This is a genomic window from Ruegeria sp. YTSA168, assembly GCF_059610045.1.
Genome location: NZ_JBXWMW010000006.1, coordinates 121,757 through 145,637 on the forward strand (window position 1 = coordinate 121,757; position 23,881 = coordinate 145,637).

Sequence of the window (23,881 nt, forward strand, 5' to 3'; positions counted from 1 at the left end):
AGACTTCATCTGGCCAGAAATATCCCGGGGGGTGAATTGAGCCGCGGGCTCAAGAGGGGGCTGGCCCCCTACCTATCGCTTGCCATAATACAATCCGACCACATGCTCGGCTTGGGCAAAGAACAACCAGCGCGACGTGGCAATGCCCGCCAGATGTGAGATCACGGCCAATAGCGCAAACAGATGCTTTATCGCCAAACCTCCGACCGGTAGAGCCAGCAGAATAAGCGGCAAGACAAAGCCCAACGCAAACGCGATCATCCGCAGTTTTTGCGCATGTTTGCGGCCCACCACATGGACGAATTCGCGCAGCAGGTAGTTAGTGCCTGTATGCGGCGGCTCAAACGCGCGCACGGTTCCACGCGCGCCCAATCCGGTTGCGGTGCCCAGATCAGTTCCAGAGTTTGCGAGCGCGCTGTCTCCTTGGTGCCAGTACAGAATCTGGACCAACGCAGCAATCAACAACAATGGTATGGCGATAGACGTCTGGCCGGCCAGCAGTGCTCCCCCGGCCAGGCTGAAGCTGAGGAACATCGCCGGCGTCAGCTTCAAGTTCCAGCGCGGTATCGTCTTGAGCTGCGTGTAGATCATTGATGTCGTAAACACCGTCGCAAGCGAAAATAGCGCGCCCAGTAGTCCAAGTGCACCCCAATGCTGCCCTAGAAACACTGCGCCGATGGCGTATAATCCCATGACGATCAACGCGATAACCGCGCACCAACCTTCGCGGCTGAGCCAACTTGAGCGCCATTGCGTGAAGGCTTTGATCGCGCGTTCCGGGTGGCCAAGGTGAAAGGTCGACGCCATCAGGCCGCCGACGGCCAGGGCATAGGCGATCGCAAAGAATACAAACGCAACCCAGCCCGTGACTTCTGGCAGGCCGAGGCCCAGAAAGACGAGCAGGCCAAAGCCCAGCCCGGACAAGGTGGTAAAGATGATGACGGAAGGGGCCGGATGCATCAGAGCTTCTCCAGTGTTTTGTCGAGCCAGCCGAGGAACCCCTTGGGCTCTTCCGCGATGGGGGCCAGGAGAGGGGCGAGGATATCGATCTGCTCCTCGATCTGATCCTTGGGTCGGGGTGGCAGGTATTTGTTAACCGGTTTGGTGCCCATCTCGGGCATCAGGTCCATGCCGTCCCGCTCGGCCACCAGTTTGCTGACATCGCTGTCCGGATCGCCGAGGTCGCCGAAATGGCGGGCACCGGCCGGGCAGGTGCGCACACACGAAGGCACGCGGTCTACTTCGGGCAGGTTTTCGTTGTAGATGCGATCAACGCAGAGGGTGCATTTCTTCATCACACCTTCGGCCATGTCCATCTCGCGCGCGCCATAGGGGCAGGACCATGCGCAGAGCCCGCAGCCGATACAGTCGTTTTCATTGACCAACACGATCCCGTCCTCGACCCGCTTGTAGCTGGCCCCGGTGGGGCAGACGGTGACGCAGGGGGCGTCTTCGCAATGCAGGCAGGATTTGGGGAAATGGATGAGTTGAGCCGCGCCCTGTTCGGGTTGCACCTCGTAAGAATGTACACGGTTCAGGAAGGTGCCGGATGGGTTGCCGCCATAGGCGTCCTGATCCGAAAGAGGGGCGCCGTAGTTTTCGGTGTTCCAACCTTTGCAGGAAATCACGCAGGCGTGGCAGCCCACACAGGTATCAAGGTCGATGACCAGACCCATCTTGCGTTCCGTGGATTGGGGGAGCTGGGTCATGACTGCCTTGCCTCCGCTTTGATGGTGAGAGTGGGCTGGGGCTCTGCCCGTCGCCATTGTCTCTCGGACCAATGGCGCGACAATGGCGACCCCGAGATATTTTGGGCCAGATGAAGAATGGATTCGGTCATTTTCCAACCTTCCATGCGATATCCTTTGGGCCAGTGCCAACCGGAGATTGAATCGAGGCGAATTCGGGTTGGCTTTCGGCGTCTGATGGCGGGTTAGCCTTTTCAATTTTGACCTTCAGGTCGAACCAGGCGGCCTGTCCGGTCACTGGATCAGAATTTGCCCATCGCATTCCGTCGCCCTTTGGCGGCAGGAGTTCGTGGATCAGATGGTTCAGCAGGAAGCCTTTGGTGGCTTCGGGGGCGTCGTCCTGCAGGGCCCAGGCGCCCTTGCGTTTGCCGATGGCGTTCCAGGTCCAGACGGTGTTGTCGTTGAGCGCGGCCATCTCCATAACTGGCACTGTGATTTCCCCGTGCGGAGAGCTGACTTTGGCCCAGTCGCCATCCTGCAGCCCATGTTCGCGCATCAGTTTGGTTGGGACGTAGAGCGGGTTACGCCCGTGCAACTGCCGCAGCCACGCGTTCTGGGTGCCCCAGCTGTGATACATGGCCATTGGGCGTTGGGTCAGAGCGTTGACGGTGAAGCCTTCGTTACCTTGTTGGTCTGTTTCATACCAGATCGGTAGCGGGTCCATCTTGTCTTTGATCCGCTCGCGCAGATGGTCCGGCGGCTGGCGATCTCCGTGCCCTTCAGCGGCCAGTTGGAATTTGCGCATAGGTTCGGAATAGAGCTGGAACAGGTAGGGTTGTGGGCTGTCATAAATACCCATGCCCACCGCCCAGTCCTGATAGGCTACATTCCATGGTTTGTAGTAGTCGGCGCCTTCGGGGATGTGGGCCACGTAGAAACCACCGTTTTCGATATAGCGGTTCAGCTGGTCTGGATTGACCTCTCCGCGCCCTTCTTTATCGCCATTTTCACCCCGGAACCCCGCCAATGGGCCGATGCCCGGCTTGCGTTGGTGATTGACGATGTAGTCCGCGTAGTCTTTCCACTTGGGCGTGCCGTCTTCATTGGTGAAGCCCGGCAGGCTCATCCGGTTGGCCAGTTCGATCAGAACCGATTGGAAGCCACGCACATCGCGATCAGGTTCGATCACGGGCCAGCGGATCGCATCTGCGGCGGCGTCAGCCTCGCAGATTGGACGATCCAGCAGGCTGATACAGTCGTGCCGTTCCAGATAGGTCGTATCAGGCAGGATCAGGTCGGCATAGGCTACCATTTCCGAGGAATAGGCATCCGAATAGATGATGTTGGGGATGACATATTTGCCGTCTTCTGTCTTGGCCGTCAGCATCTCCATCACACCTTTGGTGTTCATGGAGGAGTTCCACGACATGTTCGCCATGTACATAAACAGCGTGTCGATCTTGTAGGGATCACCCGCAGCGGCGTTTGAGATAACCATATGCATCAGCCCGTGTGCCGACATCGGATTTTCCCAGGTGAAGGCCTTGTCGATGCGTTGTGGGGTGCCACACGCGTCAAGCAGTAGGTCTTCGGGGCCACGCGGGAAGCCCAGATGCGGGCCCTCCAGCGGGCGGCCCGGGCGACGGTCGCCATGCGGGGTTGGATGCGCCTCGACTGGTTTGGGGTAGGGCGGTTTGAAACGAAAGCCGCCAGGTACCTCGACCGTGCCCAGCAGAATTTGCAGCACATGCAGGGCGCGACAGGTCTGGAACCCGTTGGCATGGGCGGAAATCCCGCGCATGGCGTGGAAGCTGACCGGGCGACCCGTCATCTTGGAATGGGTTTCGCCTCGGAAGTCGGTCCATTCATGATCCAGCTCGATGGCCTCATCAAAGGCGACGCGGGCAATTTCTGCGGCAATGGCGCGGATGCGTTGGGCAGGGATGCCACAGCGGTCGGCCACGTTTTCGGGGGCATGGTCGTCGCTGAGGTATTTCTCGGCCATCAGATGGAAGACCGGACGGTGGGTGATGCCGTCTTTGTCATAGGTGGCCGACAGGTCGGGCCGGACGCCGGGTTTGTCGAACGCTGTGGGCTCTCCGGTAACGCGGTCGATAACCAGCGGTTTGCCGTCGATGTCGCGCAGGAAGAGGCCCTTTTCCGGCCCCTCAGAGGCGTTCACCAATACCGGCGCGTTGGTGTAGCGGCTGAGGTAGTCGAGGTCGATCTTACCTGCTTTCATCAACACGTGAATTAGCGACAGAATGAACAGGCCATCGGTGCCGGGCGTAATCCCGACCCAGTCGTCAGCCACGGCGTTATAGCCCGAGCGGATCGGGTTCACCCCGATCACCCGCGCGCCGCGCGCCTTGATCTTGCCGATGCCCATCTTGATCGGGTTGCTGTCATGGTCCTCGGCCACGCCGAACAGCATGAACAGCTTTGTGTGATCCCAATCGGGCTGGCCGAACTCCCAAAACGCGCCACCCATCGTGTAGATGCCGCCCGCCGCCATATTGACGGAACAGAACCCGCCATGGGCCGCATAGTTTGGGGTGCCGAAGTTCTGCGCCCAGAAGCTGGTGAAGCTTTGGCTTTGATCGCGGCCCGTGAAGAAGGCCAGCTTTTGTGGCGCAGTTTCGTGCAATTCATTTAGCCAGCCAACGGCGGTGCTGATCGCCTCATCCCATTCGATTTCGCGGAATTCACCGGATCCGCGTGGGCCAACCCGCCGCAAAGGCTTGCGCAGACGGGATGGGGCGTTGACCTGCATGATACCGGCGCTGCCCTTGGCGCAAAGAACGCCTTTGTTCACCGGATGATCGCGGTTGCCTTCGATATAGGCGACCTTGCCATCCTTCATATGCACATTGATGCCACAGCGGCAGGCGCACATGTAACACGTGGTCTTGCGTATCTCGTCCGAGACTTTGGGCGATGTATCAAGGATCGGCTGCTGATGGGTCATTGGCGGGTCCTACCTGTTACTTCGGGAGAACATTGTCATTTTCCCGTCGATTTGAGAACATCGTTCTGAGGTCGATGCCTGATTTGGGTTCTAGATTTCAATTGCTTGCAATGCGGTCACAGCGATCATCTGGGTCACGTCCTCGGCGCTACAGCCGCGCGACAGGTCGTTGGCGGGTTGGGCCAACCCTTGCAAGACAGGGCCAACCGCTGCGTAGCCACCCAGCCTTTGGGTGATTTTATAAGCGATATTGCCCGCATCGAGATTGGGGAAGATCATCACGTTGGCCTGACCGGCAACGGATGATCCGGGGGATTTGCGGTCTCCAACCGACGGAACATAGGCTGCGTCGAATTGCAGCTCTCCATCAACTTCCAGATCAGGAGTGGTGCGACGCAGCGTATCTGTAGCCGCGATCACCTTGTCAACATCCGAATGCCGGGCGCTGCCTTTGGTTGAAAAGCTGAGCATCGCGACCTTGGGATCGATCCTCAGTAGGGTGCGGGCTGAGGCGGCCGAAGCGATGGCGATCTTGCTGAGTTCGTCCGGGGTCGGATCAATGATCAGCGCGCAATCGGAGTATATCATCGCGCGTGCACCGGGGTCTGAGTTTTTCGGCGGGTACATCATAAAGAAAGAGGAAACCATACCGGCGTCAGGAGCCATGCCAATCACTTGCAGGGCGGCGCGGACAATGTCTCCGGTCGTGTGAACAGCACCGCCAAGCGTGCCATTGGCGCGGCCACTGCGGACCAGCATGGCCGCATAGATAGCGGGTGTTTTGACAGCGGCCTGCGCTTTCGCAAGGTCGACGCCCTTGTGCTGTCGCAGCTCAAAATAGGTTTGGGCAAATTCCTCGGTCAGGTCCGAGGTTACGGGATCATGGATCATGATACCGTTCGTAGGGGCGGCTTCGTGTTCTTGCAGCGCGGCCTCGACGTCGGCCTGTGGGCCAACCAGAATAATATCGGCCAGATCGGCCTGATGAGCGGCCAGCGCCCCCGCGACGATGCGGGGATCACTGCCTTCGCAGAGAGAGATAACAGGTCGGGTCGCCGGGACGTTCTGACGCAACAGCTCGATGGGCGTTAGGGTCATACGTTCCGGCTCCGATCCGAGTTTGGCTTACTGTGCAGCCATGTCGCTGGCATCGATACCAGCAACTGCAACAGGTTTCTTCATCGCGTCGCGGCGGAAGGGTTCACCCAGTTCCTGGTTGATCATGGCTTCGATCAGGGTGGTGATACCGTTTTTCTGGTCCTCGATGGCCTGGTTCAGGGCTGCTGTCAGCTCGTCCTGCGTGCGGGCGACCACACCTTTCAGACCACAGGCCTGTGCGATACCGGCGTAAGACACTTGCGTGTCCAGTTCGGTGCCCACGAAGTTGTCGTCGAACCACAGGGTCGAGTTCCGCTTTTCCGCACCCCACTGGTAGTTGCGGAAAACGATCTGGGTCACGGCGGGCCATTCCGAGCGGCCGATGGCCGTCAGTTCGTTCACCGCAATGCCAAATGCGCCGTCACCAGCAAAACCAACAACCGGCACGTCCGGCTGACCGATCTTGGCGCCGACGATGGCGGGCAGACCGTAACCACAGGGACCAAACAGGCCCGGAGCCAGATATTTGCGGCCTTCGTCGAAATCGGGATAGGCGTTGCCGATGGCGCAGTTGTTGCCGATGTCCGACGAGATGATGGCTTCGCGCGGCAGGGCCTGCTGGATTGCGCGCCAGGCCATGCGGGGGCTCATCCAGTCGGGTTTGGCGTCGCGAGCGCGCTGATTCCAAGTGGTGCCGGGATCGTCATCCTCGTGATCCATGCTGGACAGTTGCTGCGCCCAGGTGGATTTCTTCTGGGCAATGTTCGCCTTGCGCGCGTCACGGCCTTCGTCACCAGCGGTGTCGGACAGTTGCGCCAGAATGCCCTTGGCCACTTTGGCTGCATCTCCCACGATGCCGACGCTGACTTTCTTGGTCAGGCCGATGCGGTCCGGGTTGATGTCGACCTGAATGATCTTGGCGTTTGCGGGCCAGTACTCCATGCCGTAGCCGGGCAGGGTCGAGAACGGGTTCAAGCGCGTGCCAAGGGCCAGAACAACGTCGGCGTCCTTGATCAGCTCCATCCCGGCTTTCGAGCCGTTATAGCCCAACGGACCCGCAAACAGCGGGTGCTTGCCGGGGAAGGCGTCATTGTGCTGGTAGCCGACACAAACCGGCGCATCCAGACGCTCGGCCAATGCCATCGAGGCGTCGATCCCGCCCTCGGACAGAACGACGCCCGCGCCGTTCAGGATAACCGGGTTCTTGGCGTTTGACAGAATCTCAGCCGCTTTCGTGACCGAGTTTTCGCCACCCGGGCTGCGTTCGAATTCGATGGGCTCGGGGATTTCGATGTCGACCACCTGTGTCCAGAAGTCGCGGGGAATGTTCAACTGCGCCGGACCAGACAGACGCTTGGCCTGGCTGATGACGCGGGTCAGGACTTCGGCCACGCGGGACGGATCACGGACTTCTTCCTGATAGGCGACCATGTCTTCGAACAGCTTCATCTGTTCGACTTCCTGGAAACCACCCTGACCGATGGTCTTGTTCGCCGCCTGCGGGGTGACCAACAGGAGCGGCGTATGGTTCCAATAGGCGGTTTTGACGGCGGTAACGAAGTTGGTGATGCCGGGGCCGTTCTGGGCGATCATCATCGACATCTTGCCGGTGGCGCGGGTGTAGCCATCGGCCATCATACCGGCGCTGCCTTCATGGGCGCAGTCCCAGAACATGATCCCGGCTTTGGGGAACAGATCCGAGATCGGCATCATGGCCGAGCCGATAATCCCAAACGCATGTTCGATCCCATGCATCTGCAGGACCTTAACAAAAGCTTCTTCTGTGGTCATTTTCATGTGACTGATCTCCGGGCAGGTGAGGAATGGCCGGGCACGCTGCCCCGCCGTTGCTTTTGGTTTTGACCCATTGGACAGGGTGGCGTTAGGTCCAGAACGCAGCGCGGACTAGGTCCAGTCGGTTGTCAGATGGCCCGGATCGCCTCGGCGATCAGCTTTATCCCGGGTTCGATCCGGTCCTCTGGAATCGAAGAGTATCCGAGGCGGTAATAATTCTGCGGCTGCTCCGGCCCCGAGAAGAAGGGCAGGCCAGGTTCGATATGCACGCTTTGTCCCTGCAGCTTTTGTGCAAGCCGGGTGGTATCGACATGTCGAGGCGCCGACATCCACAGCGATGACCCGCCCATGATGCCTCGCCCGGCAACGGTCAACCCGTGGTGTTCGACGGCTTTGTCGAGCGCCTCCCGCCGATCTGCCAGTGCTTTGGACATGCGCCTGATTTGAGCGTCGTAGTGGCCCAGCGACAGGAAATAGGCCGCAGTCCGTTGGATGTGTCCCGGCGGGTGGCGCAACACCATGGATCGCAGGGCGCGCGCTTCTCGGATGAAGGGCTCGGACCCGACCATGTAACCCAGTCTCAATCCTGGAAAGAGAGATTTTGAGAAGCTGCCCACATAGATCACGCGCCCATCCCGATCCATCGACTTCAGCGCCGGAGAGGGCGCGCCAAGAAAGGCCATCTCGAACTCATAGTCATCTTCGACCACCATCGCGTCCAATTCGCGCGCGCGTTCCAGCAGTTTGTGTCGGCGCGCAATGGGCATGGTCGCGGTGGTCGGGCTTTGATGGCTGGGGGTTGTGAAGATCACATCAGTGTTTTCGGGCAACTGATCTGGGGGCAGGCCGTCCCGGTCGACGGGAAGGGCCGTTATATCGCAGTCCCAATGGTCTAGCAGGTTGCGCAGCGAGTAATAGCATGGGTCTTCGATTACCGCGGTGCGATGATGGGTTAGCAACACGCGTGAAGCCAGCCAAAGCGCGTTCTGCGCGCCCATGGTAATCAAAATCTCTTCGGGCCTGGCAGCAATGCCACGGCGGGGCAAGGTGTGGCGGGCAATGAATTCCACCAGCAGCGGATCATCCTGATCCACGTAATCAGCTGTTAACGAAGCGAAGTCCTTATGCCCAAGCGCGCGAACAGCACAGAGCCGCCAGTTGGCATGATCGAATAGGGTTCGGTCGGCCTGCCCGTAAATGAATGGATATCGGTAATCGCGCCAATCAGCGGGTTTGGACAACAAATCCCCGCCTGAAAACCGACGGGCCAAGGCGCTGTTCCAATCAATGGTTTCTTCGTTGCGCTGTACTGGCGTATATTTTGGCGGTACTGGCGCATTCTCGGACACGTAGTATCCGGATCGGCCTTTCGCAGTCAGGTAGTCGTTGGCCAGCAGTTCAGTATAGGCCAGCGTCACGGTGATGCGGCTGACGCCCAGATGTGCGGCCAGTTTCCGGGAAGATGGCAGTTTCTCTCCGACATGGAACCGACCTGACAGAATACCTTCGGCGATCATCTGCTGGATCTGTGCCTGCAGGGTGCCTTGCCCATTGAGCTCAAGGAAGAAGGTGTCGATCGAGATGGCCATAGGCGCTTATAGGTTGGACTTAAGGATGGTGCAATCTGGACTTACTCTATTTGTTGAAATTTCTAGCAGTGGATTGACGGGCAGCTCGAATCAAACTAAATAACTAGAAAATTAGTTTAATGGAGAAGTCAGATGTGGGAAACCGCAGCAGCAGGATTCTCGGCCATGGGCTCCGAGGCCCGGCTACAGGTTCTGAAAACACTCGTCCGTGCGGGTGAGACTGGTTTGACGGTTGGTGAAATCCAGTCGCGTACCGGGATTGCACCATCGACGCTGGCCCATCACCTACGGTTTCTGGCTGCCGGTGGCGTGGTCGAGCAGGAGAAGATCGGACGCAGTACGATCAACCGCGCCTGCTTTGATGAGTTGAGAAATCTGGCAGAATTCATTCTCAGCGAATGCTGCGTGGATGAGGTAGGAAAGGCCGCAAACGATGGCTGAGTTAACACAAAATCCGAAACTGTCATCTAAGGCCGTGTTTGACCTGATCAAAACGCCCTGGGCACTGATCGTCGCCATATTGGCATTGGTGGCGATTCTGGATCCGGGTAACTGGGGCGAGGTTGTGACCTTTGCGGTCAAAGCGCTTGCACATACTGGTCAATACATCCTGTTCGCCGTTTTGCTTCTCTCGTATCTCAAGGCTACAGGGGCCGAAGTTATGGTGGCGCGCGCCTTTGAAGGGCGCGAAACACGGATGATCTTTCTGGCGGCCCTGTTCGGTGGTCTCGCGCCGTTTTGTTCCTGCGAGGTTATTCCGTTTATCGCCGGTCTGTTGGCTTTGGGTGCCCCTTTGTCGGCAGTGATGGCGTTCTGGCTCAGCTCGCCGCTGATCGACCCGCCGACGTTGCTGATTACGGCAAGCGCATTGGGTTGGCCCTTTGCCATTGGCAAGGCAGTGGCAGCCGTAGCGCTGGGCCTGTTCGGCGGTTTCGCCGTCCGCTTTCTGATGCGCAGCGGGGCGTTTTCCCAGCCGTTGCGGGAATACAAACCGGCGGGATGCTGCGGCTGCGGGCCCAAGATGGACGACAAGCCGGTCTGGAAGTTCTGGCAGGAACCCGAACGACGTCAGCGTTTCCGCGCCGAGTTTCTGCACAATGGCATCTTTCTGCTGAAATGGCTGGCGCTTGCCTACGTGCTTGAGGCGCTGCTGGTTAGCTACGTGCCTGCAGACCTGATTGCCCGCGTTGTTGGTGGCGAAGGCGTGCTGCCCATCGTGATCGCGGCACTGGTTGGCATGCCTGCTTACCTGAACTCCTACGTTGCGCCACCGCTTTTGGCGGGTTTGATGGAGCAAGGTATGACTGCAGGCGCTGCGATGTCGTTCATGGTCGCGGGTGCTGTGAGCTCGATCCCTGCGATGGCGGCGGTCTGGTCACTGGTGAAACCGCGTGTTTTTGCCACCTATCTGAGCCTCGGTGTTGGCGGTGCAATCGTCGCCGGGATCGTGTTCCAGGCCCTCTAAAGGGAACCGCCCGGCACAATGGCCGGGCGGTTTCAATTCCATTCAAGTCAGCTTGCGTCGCAGAACTTTGGCAGTTTGAAACGGTATCTGGGCTCTCCGCTGTCCACATAGATGCGTTTTTCGATACAGGCGCTGGTGCCAACCGTCTGAGAGATCGGGGCCTCGGTCGACGTGATCGAGGCCGCGGTACCATCCGGCAGCCGAACCGATGCAATCACGCCATTCCTGAGGTCACCATTGATCGCGGTGGCGGACAGGACCGGGACAGTCATGAACGAATGATGCTCGTGCTCGCCATCTCCGCCCAACAAGAACAGCGTGGATACGATTGCGATCATCCCAACGCCCGCAGCCAGACCCAGGCCCCATGTCCTGAGGAACGCATAAATCGAAACGGCGTTGTGTGGGCCAAAAATGGCGGAAAGTACGCTAAGCATAAGGCTTCCGTTGGAAAGAAGGCCCCGGCCTGTTTAGACCGAGGCGGCCAACACATCAGGGGCGCTGATCGTCTTCATCTTCTTCGTCACCGCCGCCTTTGGGCAGGTTGAAGAAGCTGTCAGCATCCACGATCGGATCGCTGTCTTCTGCCTCACCTTCCGGATCATCGGACAGAGAGAACGTTTCCAGACCTTCAATCGCCGTCGGGATTTTCGGTGCAGCGTCCATTTCCAGCGACTGCTCGGTTGAGACCAGCTTGCGGCGCTCGTCATCGCTCATGACGCCGCCTTCGGCCGCCTTCTTCGCGGCCGCCTTCTGAACCACTGCGTCCAGCTCGGACTGTTTACACAGGCCCAGAGCAACAGGGTCGACGGGCTGCATGTTGGCGATATTCCAGTGCGTCCGCTCGCGGATCGACTGGATGGTCGGCTTGGTGGTGCCAACCAGCTTGGCGATCTGTCCATCAGTAAGTTCGGGGTGGAATTTGACCAGCCACAGGATCGAGTTCGGACGGTCCTGACGCTTGGACAGCGGGGTGTAGCGCGGGCCGCGGCGCTTTTCCTCGCCCGTGGCCGACGGGTTGAACTTGAGCTTCAGCTTGTGCAGCGGGTTGTTCTGCGCGGTGTCGATCTCTTCCTGTGTCAACTGGTTGTTGGCAATCGGGTCGAAGCCCTTCACACCAGTGGCTACATCACCATCGGCGATGCCCTGCACTTCCAACTCGTGCATCCCTACGAAATCCGCGATCTGCTTGAAGCTGATCGTGGTGTTGTCCACCAGCCATACGGCGGTTGCCTTGGCCATAAGCGGTTTTGCCATCAGCCCGTCTCCTATACATACATCTTTCCCGTCGCCGGAATTCGGCGGCCCCGGATTTTGGGGCAGGTTTCCGTTGTCGGGGAACTTGGCCCGTATATAGTCGCGCCAGTACAAGAAGGGAAGAGGCGAATGCGCCAAGGGGTTTTGGGCTTTGTTTTCGCGCTGATCGGCGCTGTGGCTGTTCAGGCCGAGGGCGAGAAGGCGGGCGAATTTGACTATTATGTTCTGTCGCTCAGCTGGTCGCCCAATTGGTGCGCCCGCGAAGGGGACGCGCGCGGGTCGGATCAGTGTGATGCGCGACATGACCACGGTTGGGTCCTGCATGGGCTCTGGCCGCAGTTCCATCAGGGCTGGCCGTCGTACTGCCGCACGACCGAAGTTCCGCCATCGCGAGGGATGACCCGAGACATGGAGGATATTCAGGGCAGTTCCGGCCTGGCCTGGCATCAGTGGAAGAAACACGGCACCTGCTCGGGCCTCTCTGTGCCCGCGTATTTCGCCCTATCGCGCGAGGCCTATAGCCGTGTTGAACGCCCCAGTGTTTTCCGCCAACTGGACGCAACCGTGAAACTGCCCGCCGCAGTGGTCGAAGAGGCGTTCCTAAAGGCCAATCCCGGGCTAGAGCGCGACATGATCACCGTGACCTGCAAGCAGGGTTACATCGAAGAGGTTCGCCTGTGCCTGTCACGTGATCTGGCCCCGGTTCCCTGCGGACGGGACGTGATCCGCGATTGCAAGGCAACCGACGCGGTGTTTGACCCGATTCGTTAAAGCTCTTTGTTCTGACACTCGCGCGCGTATTCCAGCGCTTTTGCGGTGCCTGTCAGATCAATCGCCATCACCGGCTGATCTTCGGGGTTGAACACGGTCATCGTCTTGTTCTGCGCAATCGCCGCCACGAAGGTACGGTCAGTGAAGAACACCGTCGCCCCCGGCACGCGGTCCTGTTTGAACCCGATGGCGGTGGCGTCAAAACTCTTGCCGTCCAACTCGAACCGGATTGGGTAGCTCTGCCCCGGCTCAATCTCGCCCCAAGCCTTGTTGAACACAGTAAAATACCCGCGATTGTCCAACGCATCATAGCCCAGCCGCACGACCGAGAGGTCCTGATACACGGTTTGGATCAGGCACCCATTCCCAAGCGCGGGGTCCATCATGATGTTCCAGCCTTCGACGAAACCTTTGTCGATGAGGTTTTGCGCGAAGGCGGTCGTTGCGGTGAAGGCTGCGAAGGTAAGGGCGAAAAGGCGGGTCATGGATAGAGTCCTCGGCTGGATGACTGTATTGAAAGTTTATTGAATTACAAAGGCGTGAATTTGATTTAAGCGCAGGTAGGGTTTGGTTCCGATGAAATTCCTGTTGACCATCGTTTTTAGCCTTGTTGCATATGCCGCAATGGGGAGGGTTCTGTTTGGTGATACCTTTCAACCAATTGCTTTGCTTATGATTTGGGGCGGCAGACCGGGTATCGCATTTTGGTTAGTCCTCGTTTACCTTGGTGCCGTACTTGGTTTCTTGATCGCCGCATTGCTAGGGCGGCTTGGGGTCAAGTCTTACGTAACAATTCCGTTTTTCATTGTTCTTGCGATGGGTTTCTCCACGGCGCTGGTCGGGGCTTGCGCAAGCGTTTGGAGGGCAAAGGAGATTCGTGCCTTCGGCCCAGATATGGAACTCAGGAACTCTTTTCTTCAGACACTCCGGAATGCTCCCAGAGAGGAACAGTTCTTTTTGCACGGGGCCGCCCTAAAGGACTGTGTTCCATATGCATGGAGCTACCGGAGCATGTCGTTTTATCAACTGCCGAACAACGTCGCTGTCAATGTCCTTCCAAAGGATTGGTTAGAGATCTGTGACATCGTCAGAGATTAATTTTAGCAAAGCAGCACGCAATAGAGAGAACTACAACTCCTTCCGCGCCCGCAACGCCGCCGTAATCGTCCCGTCATCCAGATAATCCAACTCGCCCCCAATCGGCACACCCTGCGCCAGTGAGGTCAGACGCACCTGCCCTTCCAACTGATCCGCGATGTAGTGGGCGGTGGTCTGGCCATCTACGGTGGCGTTCAGGGCCAAAATGACTTCGGTGATCTCTTCGGCCACGACGCGGTCTTTGAGCCGGGGGATGCGCAATTCGTCCGGGCCCACGCCATCAAGCGCCGACAACGTACCGCCCAAAACATGGTAGCGACCCTTGAACACCCCCGCACGCTCCATCGCCCAGAGGTCCGAGACATCTTCGACCACGCAGAGCTCTCCGGTCGCGCGGGCCTCGTCATTGCAGATGTCACAGATATCGGTTGTGCCGACATTGCCGCAATTCAGGCATTCGCGGGCGGTGGCGGCGACCTGCTGCATCGTGTCCGCCAAAGGCGTCAGCAACAGGGCGCGTTTGCGGATCAGGTGCAGCACAGCGCGACGGGCCGAACGCGGGCCGAGGCCCGGCAATTTGGCCATCAGGTCGATCAGATTGTCGATGTCGCTGTTTGAACTCACGGCCTGTCCTGTCTGGCGCCGGGGGAGGCCTCCGGCGGAAGTGTATTCGAAAAGATAAAGATCAGAACGGTAACTTGATGTCCGCGGGCAGGCCCATGCTTTCGGTCAGCTTGGCCATCTCGGCCTGCGAGCGCTCAGCTGCTTTGGTCTGTGCGTCCTTTATCGCGGCCAGGATCAGATCTTCGACCACTTCTTTGTCGTCGCCGTTGAAGATCGACGGGTCGATATCCAGCCCTTTGAGCTCGCCTTTGGCTGTGGCCGTTGCCTTGACCAGACCTGCACCGGATTCACCAACCACCATGATGGTGTTCAGCTCTTCCTGCATATCGGTCATTTTGGTCTGCAGGTCCTGAGCCGATTTCATCATCTTGGCCATATCGCCCAGACCGCCTAGTCCTTTGAGCATTTAGAGTCTCCTGTATCTCTGTTTGATGCTTAAATACGGGGGGTGTGGTTGCGGTACAAGGGGGCAGAAAACCTCCCGTCCGTCGTCAAGGTCTTTGGCAAGACCTTTCCTCCCGTTGGGCCCGGCAGCGCACGGGCTTTGCCCGTGCGCTGCCGGGCCCAAGGCCGTTCAGGGGTATCGGCGTCAGCCGATGGCCCGTGACGGGCGCGGGAGTATTGGCTTTTGAGCCACAATCAATCCTCCTCGAACGGGTCCCATTCGTCTTCTACCTCAGGCAGGGCTTCGGTTTCCACCTGTGCGGCGCGTTGTTCGGGGGTCTCGATTTTGGTAATTTTGGCTTTCGGGAACTGCGCCAACACGGCCTGGACCAGAGGGTGCTCAGAGGCTTCTTCCTTCAGTGCAAATTCGGCTTTGTCGCGAATTTCGGCAATGGTCGGCGCCTCTCCGTCCGACACAATTGAAACGGCCCAGCGGTTGCCCGTCCAGCGTTGCAGGGCCGAACCTAAACGCGGGGCCAGATCGGTCGGGGCCTGAGGTGCGGGTGAGAACTCGATTCGGCCGGGTTGGTACGAAACCAGGCGAACACCATTTTCGACCTCGACCAGAAGTTTGACATCGCGGTTGGTCCGGATCAGCTCGACCACATGGTCAAAGGTTGGATACCGCGCAAGTGCCGCCTGCACATCCTGCGCCAGCGCCGCGACCGGTGCGCCCCCGGAACTGCGCGCGGTGGGCTGGTGATGTGTGGGCATCGGACCGCGCGCTTCTACCGGCGCTGCGCCATTGTTGTGGGCAGGTGCGCCGCCTCCCGGTCCGCCCATGGGCGGTGGCGGTGCATCCTGAAGACGTTTGATCAATTCTTCCGGGCTGGGCAAATCGGCCACATGGGTCAGGCGGATCACGGCCATTTCGGCTGCCATCATCGCGTTTGGCGCGGCCGAGACCTCCTCAAGCGCTTTCAACAGCATCTGCCACATCCGGGTCAGCACGCGCATGGGCAGGGCCTCGGCCATCTGCTGGCCGCGCGCGCGTTCGTCAGGCGATACGGTTGGGTCCTCTGCTGCGTCCGGCGTGATTTTCACGACCGACACCCAATGGGTGATCTCAGCCAGATCACGCAGCACAGCCAGTGGATCGGCGCCTTCGGCATATTGCGCGCTGAGTTCGGTCAGCGCGCCACCGGCATCGCCGCGCAGGATCATATGCATCAGGTCCAGAACCCGGCCACGATCCGCAAGGCCAAGCATGGCGCGCACCTGATCCGCTGTCGTCTCTCCAGCCCCGTGCGAGATCGCCTGATCCAGAAGTGAGGTTGCATCCCGCGCTGACCCCTCGGCCGCGCGGGTGATCAATGCCAATGCGTCCTCGGCAATCTCAGCCCCTTCGGCAGCCGCGATTTTGCGGAGCAAGCCGATCATATCTTCTGGTTCGATCCGTCGCAGGTCGAAGCGCTGGCAGCGAGACAGAACTGTCACCGGGACCTTGCGGATCTCGGTGGTGGCGAAGATGAATTTGACATGTGCGGGAGGTTCCTCAAGCGTCTTGAGCAGCGCGTTGAAGGCGCTGGTCGAGAGCATGTGAACCTCATCAATGATATAAATCTTGTAGCGGGCCGAGGCGGCGCGATAGCGGACGCTGTCGATGATCTCGCGAATGTCATTGACGCCGGTGCGGCTGGCGGCGTCCATCTCCATCACGTCGACATGACGGCCTTCCATGATCGCGGTGCAGTGTTCGCAGACGCCGCAGGGTTCGGTTGTCGGGCCGCCATTGCCGTCCGGCCCGATGCAGTTCATGCCTTTGGCGATGATCCGGGCCGTGGTGGTCTTACCCGTCCCGCGAATGCCGGTCATAACGAAGGCTTGTGCAATCCGATCGGCTTCGAACGCGTTTTTCAGGGTGCGGACCATCGCATCCTGCCCCACCAGATCCGCAAAGGTTTCCGGGCGATATTTGCGGGCGAGAACCTGATAGGCGGGGCTGTCTGTTTCGGTCATGTCTGCTCTGGCGGATTCGGGGCGTCGACACAGCGTAGTGGCCGCTGCTGTCCGCGTCCACAGCGCGATTCAGGAAATTTGGTTTGGAGCGAATCGGGATATGCGTAAACTGAGGTCTCAGATTTGTAGAAATACAACTATTGAACAGGTGCGTATTTGGGAGGAGGTCGTTGATGTCTCAGCTAGTGGTCTATGCTTTGCAAGTCGGGGGCGGCACGCTTGCGTTGACATCACTGCCGGGTCGAGGTGGCGATTATGCCGATGATCTGAACAGGATATCTGACTGGAAACCCGGGCTTGTGATCTCGATGACGACGGAAGTTGAGATGCTTCAGGACGGAGCCCAAACCTTTGGCAGTGATATTCAGGGGCGTGCCAGCCGGTGGGTGCATCTGCCGGTCGAGGACTATGGAGCTCCTTTGTCCAATATCGATGATGAGTGGGTTGCCGTCAGCGCGGCAGCGAGACATGCGCTGTCCGGGGGTGGCCGAGTGTTGGTTCATTGTCGGGGCGGGTGCGGGCGGTCCGGAATGGTAGTTTTGCGGTTGATGATCGAATGCGGTGAGCGTTTTGATCAAGCGTTGGCCCGCTTACGGGCGCTGCGTCCGTGCGCTGTGGAGACCAACGAACAGATGAGCTGGGCTACACGCGCGACCACTGACGTACTCGAACTGCGTTCGGGGTGATCCGGTAGCACCCCTGAGGGTCTATAGCGGTATCTTTGCAACGTAGGGCAGATGTATGGTGTTGCGTAGGTGGACGTTTGGTCAAGTAGCCCTCGGGTTGACTCGAACAAGGTTTGCTGTGCTTTCTAATTCGGTAAACTGATCGGTTCAGAAAGCACCCGAAGACGCGATGTTAGACACGCACGAGGCAGCGACGGTTGAAGACTTTCGGTTCCCATCCGGATCAGCGATGTTGTCGGCGCGCTTGTATTGCCCCGTAGTCGAACCCGAAACAGTTGTTGTGTTAAACGGCGCAACGGGTGTGCCGCGTGACTATTATCAACACTTTGCGCGCTGGTTGGCAGCAGAACGCAGCATTGCCTGCTTGACCTATGATTATAGCGATTTTGGCCATTCATGCACGGGCCGTTTGAGAGATTCTAAGGTCACAATGGCCGATTGGGCCTTGATCGACATGCCAGCCGCACGGGCCGAGATGCGGCGGCGTTTTCCTGATGCCAATCAGTGGACAATTGGTCATTCGGTTGGTGGGATGCTGGGGCCAATACAGCCGGACATCGACAAGATCGACCGTATGATCTGTGTCTGCTCGGGGCTGGTCACCTTGTCGGATCATCCTTGGCCGTACAAAGGGCTGGCCTGGACGTTTTGGCGTGGGCATGTGCCTTTGCTGGTGAAGGCGCTGGGGTATCTGCCGGGCAAGGCGATCGGGTTTGGGGCTGATTTGCCGGGGCCTGTCTATTGGCAATGGCGCAGGTGGTGTACCGCACCGCGCAGCTATCTGCCCGAGATGGGTCAAGACCTGCCACAAGCGCGCTGGGCGGAACTGGGTGTCCCGGTGGATCTGTTCACCAGCGATGATGATCAGACCGTTCCACCTAAGGCGGTCTGGGGACTGGCCGATCTTTATGGCTCCGAGGCGCGACGCCATGTGCTGTCTGCACGTGATTTCGGGGTTAAGGAGATCGGTCATATTGGCGCGTTTGCGCGGCGTAATGCGGCCGTTTGGCCGCGTCTGATTGAGTAGGGGCGTCGATCGCGCAACGCCCCTGATTTGATCATCGACCTTTTAGGTGCTTTTTGCCTTTCACAACCGACCGGACCATCTTTCCGAAGGCTTTGTCACGTGCGCGGGATTGGGCGATGGTTTCTGAGTTCCTCTGATCCTCGCGCCGCAGCTTGCGCCATCGATCCAGCCGCGCGGGATCAAGTATGCCATCGGTAATCGCAACCTGCACGGCACATCCCGGTTCCTGATCATGCTGACAATCCGAGAACCGGCACCCTTGCGCAAGGTCGAGAATGTCCGAGAAGACCTCATCCACCCCCTCCTGCGCGTCAAGCAACCGCAACGCGCGCATGCCCGGTGTGTCGATCAGCCAGCCCCCGTTTCGCATAGGATGCAGGGCACGAGCAGTTGTGGTGTGACGCCCATGGGCGTCATCCTCGCGAATGCCTGCGGTAGCCTCGGCCTGACCGGTCATCCCGTTGGCCAGCGTGGTTTTGCCAACGCCGGACGAGCCGACCAGAGCAGCCGTCTGTCCGGTGGGGCACCAGCTGAGGACGGATCCTATATCCGCAGGATCAAGCGCGTTGACGGTCAGAATGGTCAGGAAAGGCCCAAGTTCCTGTGCCTGGCGCTGAACCGCGTCGGGATCAGCACACAGGTCCGCTTTGGTCAGCACGATGACCGGATAGCACCCGGCCTGATTGGCAAGCGCCAGATATCGCTCCAGCCGGGGCAGGTTGAAATCCGCATTGCATGAGGTGACGATGAACAGCACATCCACATTTGCAGCGATCAGCTGCGCTTCGGCCCCCGTGCCAGCGGCACGGCGTTGCAGCAGGCTGCGCCGGTACAGCAGGTGCTGAATGCGCTGATCCTGATCAGCAAGAACCCAGTCGCCCACTGCAAAGTCGCCAGTTGAACGAGAAGGTGAGATAAGTGGCACTTCGCCTGCAGTTGACAGCCCGATCAGACGATCACGATGCACCGCTGAGATGCGATAGGGGATACAACTAGGGTCATCCACGCTTTGCGCGGCAAAATGAGAGGACCATCCAAGGTCCGAAAGTGTATGAGACATTGATCTGCCTATGTTCAGAAACAGCATGGCGGCCAGATGGCAAACGCGCATCCGGCGGCGATGTGTTCAGGCAGTTGGTTAGATGGTGATCAGAACCACGCTGCCTGAAGGGGTTTTGCTACACTCATAAAAGCCCTCCCGCGGCTTGTGGGTTGCGATCAGTGAGAGGTTGGACATCGACCCAAGCGGGGCTCGTTGTGGCTGCTTCCTTCCGGACCTGACCAGGTTGGCGAGGCGCTCGCCCGCGCCAACCTCTCAGGGCCTGATATAGGCAAGCCCGCTGCAAATGGCAACCCGTCAGAGAGTTAACTCAATGCGTTCAAAACCTGAGGGATCAGGGGTCAGAACTTGTGGTTCATATATGTCTAGCTCCGCCAAATACTTCAGCGCGCCAGGTCCGGTGGTCAGGATCGCCTTTGCCCCGTCTTGGGGGGCAAGTGCAAAAGGATAGGGTGTCTGCGCCAGCGGATCGGCGGGCAGATCGCCAATCAAATAGTCGCGCAGGACCCGTTTGATATCCAATGGCGGTAAGTTGATGGCATGCGCCTCATTGACGAAGGGGAAATACCCACCTCCGCTGGCGCGATAGTTGTTGAGTGCGACGATGACCTCCTGCTCGAGCCGCAGGTCAGACCCGTTAATGCGCAGCTGGCGTATGCGCCGATGGTCTTGGCCTAGCAATTGCCCTTGGCGGTCAAATCGCGCTGGTTGTGACAGATCGATCTGGTAGGTCAGCCCAAACAGCACGTCAAAGTTATGCCCTGCGCGGCTTGGATCAATCAGTTCGCATGCGGCATCGCCTTGTAACTGTTGGAAAACGCCGGCCGACATCTCAAGCCAGTCAAGAACCTGTGCTCCGGTGAGTCTGACGGCGCGCAGCTCATTGGGGAAAATATGCAGGTCGGCGATGTGGCGCAGGCAAACCTCACCTGCGGGGACGTCGGTATAGAAGCGAGGGCCAGATCGACCACCACACTTGTAAGGAGAGACAGCCGATAGAATTGGTAGATCTGCCAGTGCCGAGCCAGCTAAATATGGCCTTAGGCCTGCCGCCTGAGCCACAGCAACAAGTGCAAGCCCCTGATCCGGGGCGCAAAAGCTGAAATAGCTGTGCAAGGGCTGTGAGATTTCAGTCACCGGTTTCGCCATCTCGGCGCGGGTTTTAGAGTGGATTGGTGCAAAGAGCGCGACCAGTTCGGGATCTTCCGGCACTTCATCATCTTCGGAGGCCGCGCTTACCGCATGCAGTTTTGCGCTTTGCGCGATAATGGCCCAGCCAACATCGGCTGAATGCGTCATATGCAGATCAATCTGTCCCAGATGTGAGCCCGCGGATCCAGCCATGACCACAGGTTTGCCATGGATCAGCCCGGCGTCGTGATCGACATGGGGCATGGTGCTATGGCTTGGGCCGGGCAGCGTGAAATGGGTATGTCCTGCGATCAGGGCATCTATGCCCTTAAGATCTGCCAGTGCGATCACCGTATTCTCAGACCCGGGGGCGTCGTCTTCCTGCTCGATACCTGAATGCGCCAAGGCGATGATCAGATCGCATCCCGCCGATTTCAAGGTATGTACTGCGCGTTTGGCCGCGTCGAGCATGCCTTCGGCGGCGACCATCCCACTTAGGTGATGGGCCTCCCATTGGATTGTCTGCGGCGGTAGAACCGAAAAAACACCGATGCGCAGCGGGATATCTTGCCCGTCCCACAAAACGGTTCGGTCAAAGATCGTGTGGCCTTGCCAGCGCGTCCTGATGCCTTTGGCAGGGTGCATATTGCTGCACAGAACCGGGCAGGGCGCGTCGGCAAGAATGCGGTCCAGAGCATCCAGTCCGAAGCCAAAGTCGTGGTTACCCAGACCTATCGCATCGTACTGTAAAGCGGCAAAGCCCTGCATCATCGGATTAGGGTCTTGGTCTTGCACTGCCCGGTCGCCAAGCGGAGTGCCCTGAAGCGCATCCCCATTGTCAAACAACAGGACAACTGCGTTACCTGCGGATTTACGCGCGGAGTTGATCAGGTTGGCGGTGCGCGTAAGCCCGACCGAAACATCGGGCAGGTCGGAGTAATAGTCGAAACCGGTCAGGTTCATGTGCAGATCGGTTGTCGCAAGAATACGAATTTTCACGTCTGCGCTTTCAGTCTGACCTGTACAAACTGGTCTTGTTTTCACTCTGAACTACTACTTTTGGGCGATAATATTATTCAAAATCAACATTTAGTAGATTTAATGCACATATTTTTAGGCGTATCAACCACTGCGTTGTCGCAGGGTCAGGCGCGCGCCAAGAAATGGCATTGCAACATTCCGGTTGCCGTGGCAGCCCTGTCAGCAAAGCCCAAGGGACAATGAATGAAAAACGCAGAACTGGTGACTTTTGGTGGTTCGGGCCTGAATCGAGCCGCCGAGCTGCGATCTGATGCAGAACAGCTGCAACAAGCGCACGATGATACAAAGGCGCGCTGTGTCCTGCTGTGGCGCGGAAAACTGCTGGTGCAGGGTGAGGCGCTGGATCAGCTTGTCAGGCTTCCAATGTCACACCCTGTGATTCAAAACGGACCGGGTGGGATTATCTCTGCCCCGATCCTTTTGGGTTTGGAAGAAGCGCGCGCACCGATCTTTGCCTATGATATCTCGGGCTGGGCAGCCGAGGGGCAGGATCTGACCGGCCTTGATACGTTTGTTGATCGGTCTGAACAGCAACATCCCGACCTGCCCGCGGGCACTGCGTTCGCTGAGCTGCGCCGGATCATGACCCGGCTTTCAAACCGCGATGCCGAGTTGGCTGCAACCGCCAAGTCCGTTGTTGGCTGGCACAAGACGCATAAGTTCTGTGCCCAATGCGGTGTGCTATCTCAGATCGCGCAGGCAGGGTGGCAACGCAGCTGTCCGTCTTGCGGGGCCCAGCATTTCCCACGCACCGACCCGGTTGTCATCATGCTGATCACCCATGGCGATGCGGTTCTGATGGGCCGGTCGCCTGGATGGCCCGAAGGGATGTATTCTCTACTCGCGGGGTTCGTTGAGCCGGGTGAAACGCTGGAAGCCGCCGTGCGCCGCGAAGTGATGGAGGAAGCAGGAGTGCCGGTGGGCGCCGTCTCGTACCTGTCCAGCCAGCCCTGGCCGTTTCCGTCGTCGCTGATGTTTGGCTGCGCGGGAGAGGCACTGTCGCGTGACATCAAGATTGACCCGGTTGAAATCGAGGACGCGCTTTGGGTCACCAAAACCGAAATGATGCAGGCCTTTGCCGGAGATCACCCCAAGCTTCTGCCCGCCCGAAAAGGTGCAATCGCGCATTTCCTTTTACGAAACTGGCTTGCAGATACCATAGACTGACGAAAAACTAGATAAAAGCACAGCAAAGGCCGAAATGCAGTTTTCAGCACGTGAAGATATCGAAGCCCCGATAAACTCGGTGTTCGAAATGGTCGCCGATTTCGACCGGTTCGAGCGGATGGCGATGCGGCGTGGCATCGATGTGCGGCGCGTGACGCAAGATATACCGCCCGCCGCAGGTACTACCTGGGACACTGAATTCAAACTGCGTGGCAAAGCGCGCCAGATGACCGTCGTCATGACAGATTGTGAACGCCCGGCGCAGATGCGGTTTGAGGCCAACAGCAAGGGGATGGCAGGCGTTACGACAATTGATCTGCTTGCGCTGTCGCAGCGTAGGACCCGGTTGAGCGTGGATATGTCGCTGAGCGCGAAATCCCTGCCCGCGCGGTTGCTGTTGCAATCCATGAAGCTGGGGCAAGCGCGGTTCCGCAAGCAATTTCAACTACGGCTGGCTGAATTCGCGCGCGAGTTGGAGCAACGTTACAAGCACGGGGCATAATGTTGGTTGCTGCGGGCAGTTAGGGGCAGGGATTTGAGCGAAATCTTGTACAGACCTGCGCGAGAAGGTGACGCAGAGGGTATCGCAAGCGTCTTGCAGCACATCTTTGAGGCGGGAAAGCGCAAGGCGCCAGCAACAGCCGAGTTTGTTCTGGGTCACTATATCACCCATCCTGACAGTATTCGCTGCACGGTTGCCGTTAATCAAAGCGGGCAGATTCTTGGGTTTCAGTCGCTGAGATATGCCGCCAAAAACAATCCGTACGATGTCGCGATCGGTTGGGGCATCATTGGCACTCATATCCGGCCATCAGCCGCACGACGCGGCATTGGGCGTGGATTGTTTGCCCAGACGCTGAATGCTGCTCGCACTTTCGGGTTGACGTCAATCGACGCTACGATTGGTGCGGATAACGAGGATGGCCTTGCCTACTATGACGCGATGGGGTTCCGAACCTATCGACAGCTCGATGGTGGGGTGTCGAAAGCCTATACTCTGTTAGTCTGATACGC

General features: G+C 58.6%; 23 protein-coding genes and 1 other RNA gene. 9 read left to right on the forward strand and 15 right to left on the reverse strand.

The annotated features are described in order from the left end of the window. Window positions 1–72: 72 nt before the first annotated feature. The 6 genes from AC2FFE_RS13105 to pdxR all read right to left on the reverse strand — a co-directional run bounded on the left by AC2FFE_RS13105 (window position 73) and on the right by pdxR (window position 9,137). Window positions 73–960, reverse strand: coding sequence for a dimethyl sulfoxide reductase anchor subunit family protein (locus AC2FFE_RS13105; RefSeq protein WP_496819683.1), 888 nt, complete (start codon window positions 958–960; stop codon window positions 73–75). Further along, on the reverse strand, window positions 960–1,709 hold the full coding sequence (locus AC2FFE_RS13110) for a 4Fe-4S dicluster domain-containing protein (protein WP_496819684.1): 750 nt from the start codon (window positions 1,707–1,709) through the stop codon (window positions 960–962). Before AC2FFE_RS13110 ends, AC2FFE_RS13105 begins: the two co-directional genes overlap by 1 nt. Window positions 1,710–1,836: 127 nt before the next feature. Then, complete coding sequence (locus AC2FFE_RS13115) at window positions 1,837–4,656, reverse strand: molybdopterin oxidoreductase family protein (protein ID WP_496819685.1); 2,820 nt, start codon at window positions 4,654–4,656, stop codon at window positions 1,837–1,839. Between the two features lie 90 nt (window positions 4,657–4,746). Further along, window positions 4,747–5,754 (reverse strand): phosphate acetyltransferase, encoded by a 1,008-nt coding sequence (gene pta / locus AC2FFE_RS13120; RefSeq protein WP_496846840.1) that lies wholly within the window; start codon window positions 5,752–5,754, stop codon window positions 4,747–4,749. Window positions 5,755–5,781: 27 nt separating this feature from the next. Next, entirely contained in the window at window positions 5,782–7,551 is a 1,770-nt protein-coding gene (gene xsc, locus AC2FFE_RS13125) for a sulfoacetaldehyde acetyltransferase (protein ID WP_496846841.1), read from the reverse strand. Window positions 7,552–7,676: 125 nt separating this feature from the next. Then, window positions 7,677–9,137 (reverse strand): MocR-like pyridoxine biosynthesis transcription factor PdxR, encoded by a 1,461-nt coding sequence (gene pdxR, locus AC2FFE_RS13130; RefSeq protein WP_496846842.1) that lies wholly within the window; start codon window positions 9,135–9,137, stop codon window positions 7,677–7,679. Between the two features lie 132 nt (window positions 9,138–9,269). On the opposite strand from pdxR, the gene AC2FFE_RS13135 reads away from it, so the two are divergent. Next, window positions 9,270–9,578 (forward strand): ArsR/SmtB family transcription factor, encoded by a 309-nt coding sequence (locus tag AC2FFE_RS13135; protein WP_480550786.1) that lies wholly within the window; start codon window positions 9,270–9,272, stop codon window positions 9,576–9,578. Next, entirely contained in the window at window positions 9,571–10,602 is a 1,032-nt protein-coding gene (locus AC2FFE_RS13140; protein WP_496846843.1) for a permease, read from the forward strand. The genes AC2FFE_RS13135 and AC2FFE_RS13140 overlap by 8 nt, the downstream gene beginning before the upstream one ends. 47 nt (window positions 10,603–10,649) lie before the next feature. Here AC2FFE_RS13140 and AC2FFE_RS13145 read toward each other — a convergent pair whose 3' ends face one another. Both AC2FFE_RS13145 and AC2FFE_RS13150 read right to left on the reverse strand, forming a co-directional pair. Next, on the reverse strand, window positions 10,650–11,039 hold the full coding sequence (locus AC2FFE_RS13145; protein WP_496846844.1) for a hypothetical protein: 390 nt from the start codon (window positions 11,037–11,039) through the stop codon (window positions 10,650–10,652). Window positions 11,040–11,094: 55 nt separating this feature from the next. Beyond that, window positions 11,095–11,859, reverse strand: a complete 765-nt coding sequence (locus tag AC2FFE_RS13150; RefSeq protein WP_496819691.1) for a DUF1013 domain-containing protein — start codon at window positions 11,857–11,859, stop codon at window positions 11,095–11,097. Between the two features lie 129 nt (window positions 11,860–11,988). Between AC2FFE_RS13150 and AC2FFE_RS13155 the strand changes: the two genes are divergently transcribed. Then, window positions 11,989–12,630 carry a ribonuclease T2 family protein gene (locus tag AC2FFE_RS13155; RefSeq protein WP_496846845.1) on the forward strand — a complete coding sequence of 214 codons (642 nt, stop codon included), beginning with the start codon at window positions 11,989–11,991 and terminating at the stop codon, window positions 12,628–12,630. Here AC2FFE_RS13155 and AC2FFE_RS13160 read toward each other — a convergent pair. Continuing rightward, the gene (locus AC2FFE_RS13160; RefSeq protein ID WP_496846846.1) at window positions 12,627–13,115 is read right to left on the reverse strand and encodes a hypothetical protein; all 489 of its coding nucleotides are present in this window, start codon (window positions 13,113–13,115) and stop codon (window positions 12,627–12,629) included. The genes AC2FFE_RS13155 and AC2FFE_RS13160 overlap by 4 nt on opposite strands. A 91-nt stretch (window positions 13,116–13,206) precedes the next feature. On the opposite strand from AC2FFE_RS13160, the gene AC2FFE_RS13165 reads away from it, so the two are divergent. After that, window positions 13,207–13,728, forward strand: a complete 522-nt coding sequence (locus AC2FFE_RS13165; RefSeq protein ID WP_496846847.1) for a hypothetical protein — start codon at window positions 13,207–13,209, stop codon at window positions 13,726–13,728. Window positions 13,729–13,758: 30 nt separating this feature from the next. Here the strand turns inward: AC2FFE_RS13165 and recR are convergent, their stop codons facing one another. The 3 genes from recR to AC2FFE_RS13180 all read right to left on the reverse strand — a co-directional run bounded on the left by recR (window position 13,759) and on the right by AC2FFE_RS13180 (window position 16,755). After that, entirely contained in the window at window positions 13,759–14,352 is a 594-nt protein-coding gene (recR, locus tag AC2FFE_RS13170; RefSeq protein WP_496846848.1) for a recombination mediator RecR, read from the reverse strand. Between the two features lie 61 nt (window positions 14,353–14,413). Next, on the reverse strand, window positions 14,414–14,758 hold the full coding sequence (locus tag AC2FFE_RS13175) for a YbaB/EbfC family nucleoid-associated protein (RefSeq protein WP_039529126.1): 345 nt from the start codon (window positions 14,756–14,758) through the stop codon (window positions 14,414–14,416). Window positions 14,759–14,991: 233 nt separating this feature from the next. Continuing rightward, window positions 14,992–16,755 (reverse strand): DNA polymerase III subunit gamma/tau, encoded by a 1,764-nt coding sequence (locus AC2FFE_RS13180; RefSeq protein WP_496846849.1) that lies wholly within the window; start codon window positions 16,753–16,755, stop codon window positions 14,992–14,994. 173 nt (window positions 16,756–16,928) lie between these two features. On the opposite strand from AC2FFE_RS13180, the gene AC2FFE_RS13185 reads away from it, so the two are divergent. Next, window positions 16,929–17,441 carry a protein-tyrosine phosphatase family protein gene (locus AC2FFE_RS13185; RefSeq protein WP_496819697.1) on the forward strand — a complete coding sequence of 171 codons (513 nt, stop codon included), beginning with the start codon at window positions 16,929–16,931 and terminating at the stop codon, window positions 17,439–17,441. A 169-nt stretch (window positions 17,442–17,610) separates the two neighbouring features. Then, entirely contained in the window at window positions 17,611–18,468 is an 858-nt protein-coding gene (locus AC2FFE_RS13190) for an alpha/beta hydrolase family protein (RefSeq protein ID WP_496819698.1), read from the forward strand. Window positions 18,469–18,499: 31 nt separating this feature from the next. On the opposite strand, the gene rsgA is transcribed toward AC2FFE_RS13190, so the two are convergent. From rsgA to AC2FFE_RS13205, 3 genes are all read right to left on the reverse strand, one after another. After that, window positions 18,500–19,528 (reverse strand): ribosome small subunit-dependent GTPase A, encoded by a 1,029-nt coding sequence (gene rsgA / locus AC2FFE_RS13195; RefSeq protein WP_496846850.1) that lies wholly within the window; start codon window positions 19,526–19,528, stop codon window positions 18,500–18,502. Between the two features lie 159 nt (window positions 19,529–19,687). Further along, an RNA gene (ffs, locus tag AC2FFE_RS13200) (signal recognition particle sRNA small type) lies at window positions 19,688–19,786 on the reverse strand. 39 nt (window positions 19,787–19,825) lie between these two features. Then, window positions 19,826–21,703 carry a bifunctional 2',3'-cyclic-nucleotide 2'-phosphodiesterase/3'-nucleotidase gene (locus tag AC2FFE_RS13205; protein WP_496819700.1) on the reverse strand — a complete coding sequence of 626 codons (1,878 nt, stop codon included), beginning with the start codon at window positions 21,701–21,703 and terminating at the stop codon, window positions 19,826–19,828. Between the two features lie 180 nt (window positions 21,704–21,883). On the opposite strand from AC2FFE_RS13205, the gene nudC reads away from it, so the two are divergent. The 3 genes from nudC to AC2FFE_RS13220 are packed head-to-tail and all read left to right on the forward strand — an operon-like array spanning window position 21,884 to window position 23,876. Then, on the forward strand, window positions 21,884–22,867 hold the full coding sequence (gene nudC, locus AC2FFE_RS13210; protein ID WP_496819701.1) for an NAD(+) diphosphatase: 984 nt from the start codon (window positions 21,884–21,886) through the stop codon (window positions 22,865–22,867). 34 nt (window positions 22,868–22,901) lie between these two features. Next, on the forward strand, window positions 22,902–23,369 hold the full coding sequence (locus AC2FFE_RS13215) for an SRPBCC family protein (protein WP_496819702.1): 468 nt from the start codon (window positions 22,902–22,904) through the stop codon (window positions 23,367–23,369). A gap of 33 nt (window positions 23,370–23,402) precedes the next feature. Continuing rightward, window positions 23,403–23,876, forward strand: a complete 474-nt coding sequence (locus AC2FFE_RS13220) for a GNAT family N-acetyltransferase (protein ID WP_496819704.1) — start codon at window positions 23,403–23,405, stop codon at window positions 23,874–23,876. Window positions 23,877–23,881: the final 5 nt, after the last annotated feature.

What these genes read in the sequence shown, in the direction of transcription:
- AC2FFE_RS13105 (WP_496819683.1), bottom strand. Translation starts at nt 960, where the DNA reads ATGCATCCGGCCCCTTCCGTCATCATCTTTACCACCTTGTCCGGGCTG.
- AC2FFE_RS13110 (WP_496819684.1), bottom strand. Translation starts at nt 1,709, where the DNA reads ATGACCCAGCTCCCCCAATCCACGGAACGCAAGATGGGTCTGGTCATC.
- AC2FFE_RS13115 (WP_496819685.1), bottom strand. Translation starts at nt 4,656, where the DNA reads ATGACCCATCAGCAGCCGATCCTTGATACATCGCCCAAAGTCTCGGAC.
- pta (WP_496846840.1), bottom strand. Translation starts at nt 5,754, where the DNA reads ATGACCCTAACGCCCATCGAGCTGTTGCGTCAGAACGTCCCGGCGACC.
- xsc (WP_496846841.1), bottom strand. Translation starts at nt 7,551, where the DNA reads ATGAAAATGACCACAGAAGAAGCTTTTGTTAAGGTCCTGCAGATGCAT.
- pdxR (WP_496846842.1), bottom strand. Translation starts at nt 9,137, where the DNA reads ATGGCCATCTCGATCGACACCTTCTTCCTTGAGCTCAATGGGCAAGGC.
- AC2FFE_RS13135 (WP_480550786.1), top strand. Translation starts at nt 9,270, where the DNA reads ATGTGGGAAACCGCAGCAGCAGGATTCTCGGCCATGGGCTCCGAGGCC.
- AC2FFE_RS13140 (WP_496846843.1), top strand. Translation starts at nt 9,571, where the DNA reads ATGGCTGAGTTAACACAAAATCCGAAACTGTCATCTAAGGCCGTGTTT.
- AC2FFE_RS13145 (WP_496846844.1), bottom strand. Translation starts at nt 11,039, where the DNA reads ATGCTTAGCGTACTTTCCGCCATTTTTGGCCCACACAACGCCGTTTCG.
- AC2FFE_RS13150 (WP_496819691.1), bottom strand. Translation starts at nt 11,859, where the DNA reads ATGGCAAAACCGCTTATGGCCAAGGCAACCGCCGTATGGCTGGTGGAC.
- AC2FFE_RS13155 (WP_496846845.1), top strand. Translation starts at nt 11,989, where the DNA reads ATGCGCCAAGGGGTTTTGGGCTTTGTTTTCGCGCTGATCGGCGCTGTG.
- AC2FFE_RS13160 (WP_496846846.1), bottom strand. Translation starts at nt 13,115, where the DNA reads ATGACCCGCCTTTTCGCCCTTACCTTCGCAGCCTTCACCGCAACGACC.
- AC2FFE_RS13165 (WP_496846847.1), top strand. Translation starts at nt 13,207, where the DNA reads ATGAAATTCCTGTTGACCATCGTTTTTAGCCTTGTTGCATATGCCGCA.
- AC2FFE_RS13175 (WP_039529126.1), bottom strand. Translation starts at nt 14,758, where the DNA reads ATGCTCAAAGGACTAGGCGGTCTGGGCGATATGGCCAAGATGATGAAA.
- AC2FFE_RS13180 (WP_496846849.1), bottom strand. Translation starts at nt 16,755, where the DNA reads ATGACCGAAACAGACAGCCCCGCCTATCAGGTTCTCGCCCGCAAATAT.
- AC2FFE_RS13185 (WP_496819697.1), top strand. Translation starts at nt 16,929, where the DNA reads ATGTCTCAGCTAGTGGTCTATGCTTTGCAAGTCGGGGGCGGCACGCTT.
- AC2FFE_RS13190 (WP_496819698.1), top strand. Translation starts at nt 17,611, where the DNA reads ATGTTAGACACGCACGAGGCAGCGACGGTTGAAGACTTTCGGTTCCCA.
- rsgA (WP_496846850.1), bottom strand. Translation starts at nt 19,528, where the DNA reads ATGTCTCATACACTTTCGGACCTTGGATGGTCCTCTCATTTTGCCGCG.
- nudC (WP_496819701.1), top strand. Translation starts at nt 21,884, where the DNA reads ATGAAAAACGCAGAACTGGTGACTTTTGGTGGTTCGGGCCTGAATCGA.
- AC2FFE_RS13215 (WP_496819702.1), top strand. Translation starts at nt 22,902, where the DNA reads ATGCAGTTTTCAGCACGTGAAGATATCGAAGCCCCGATAAACTCGGTG.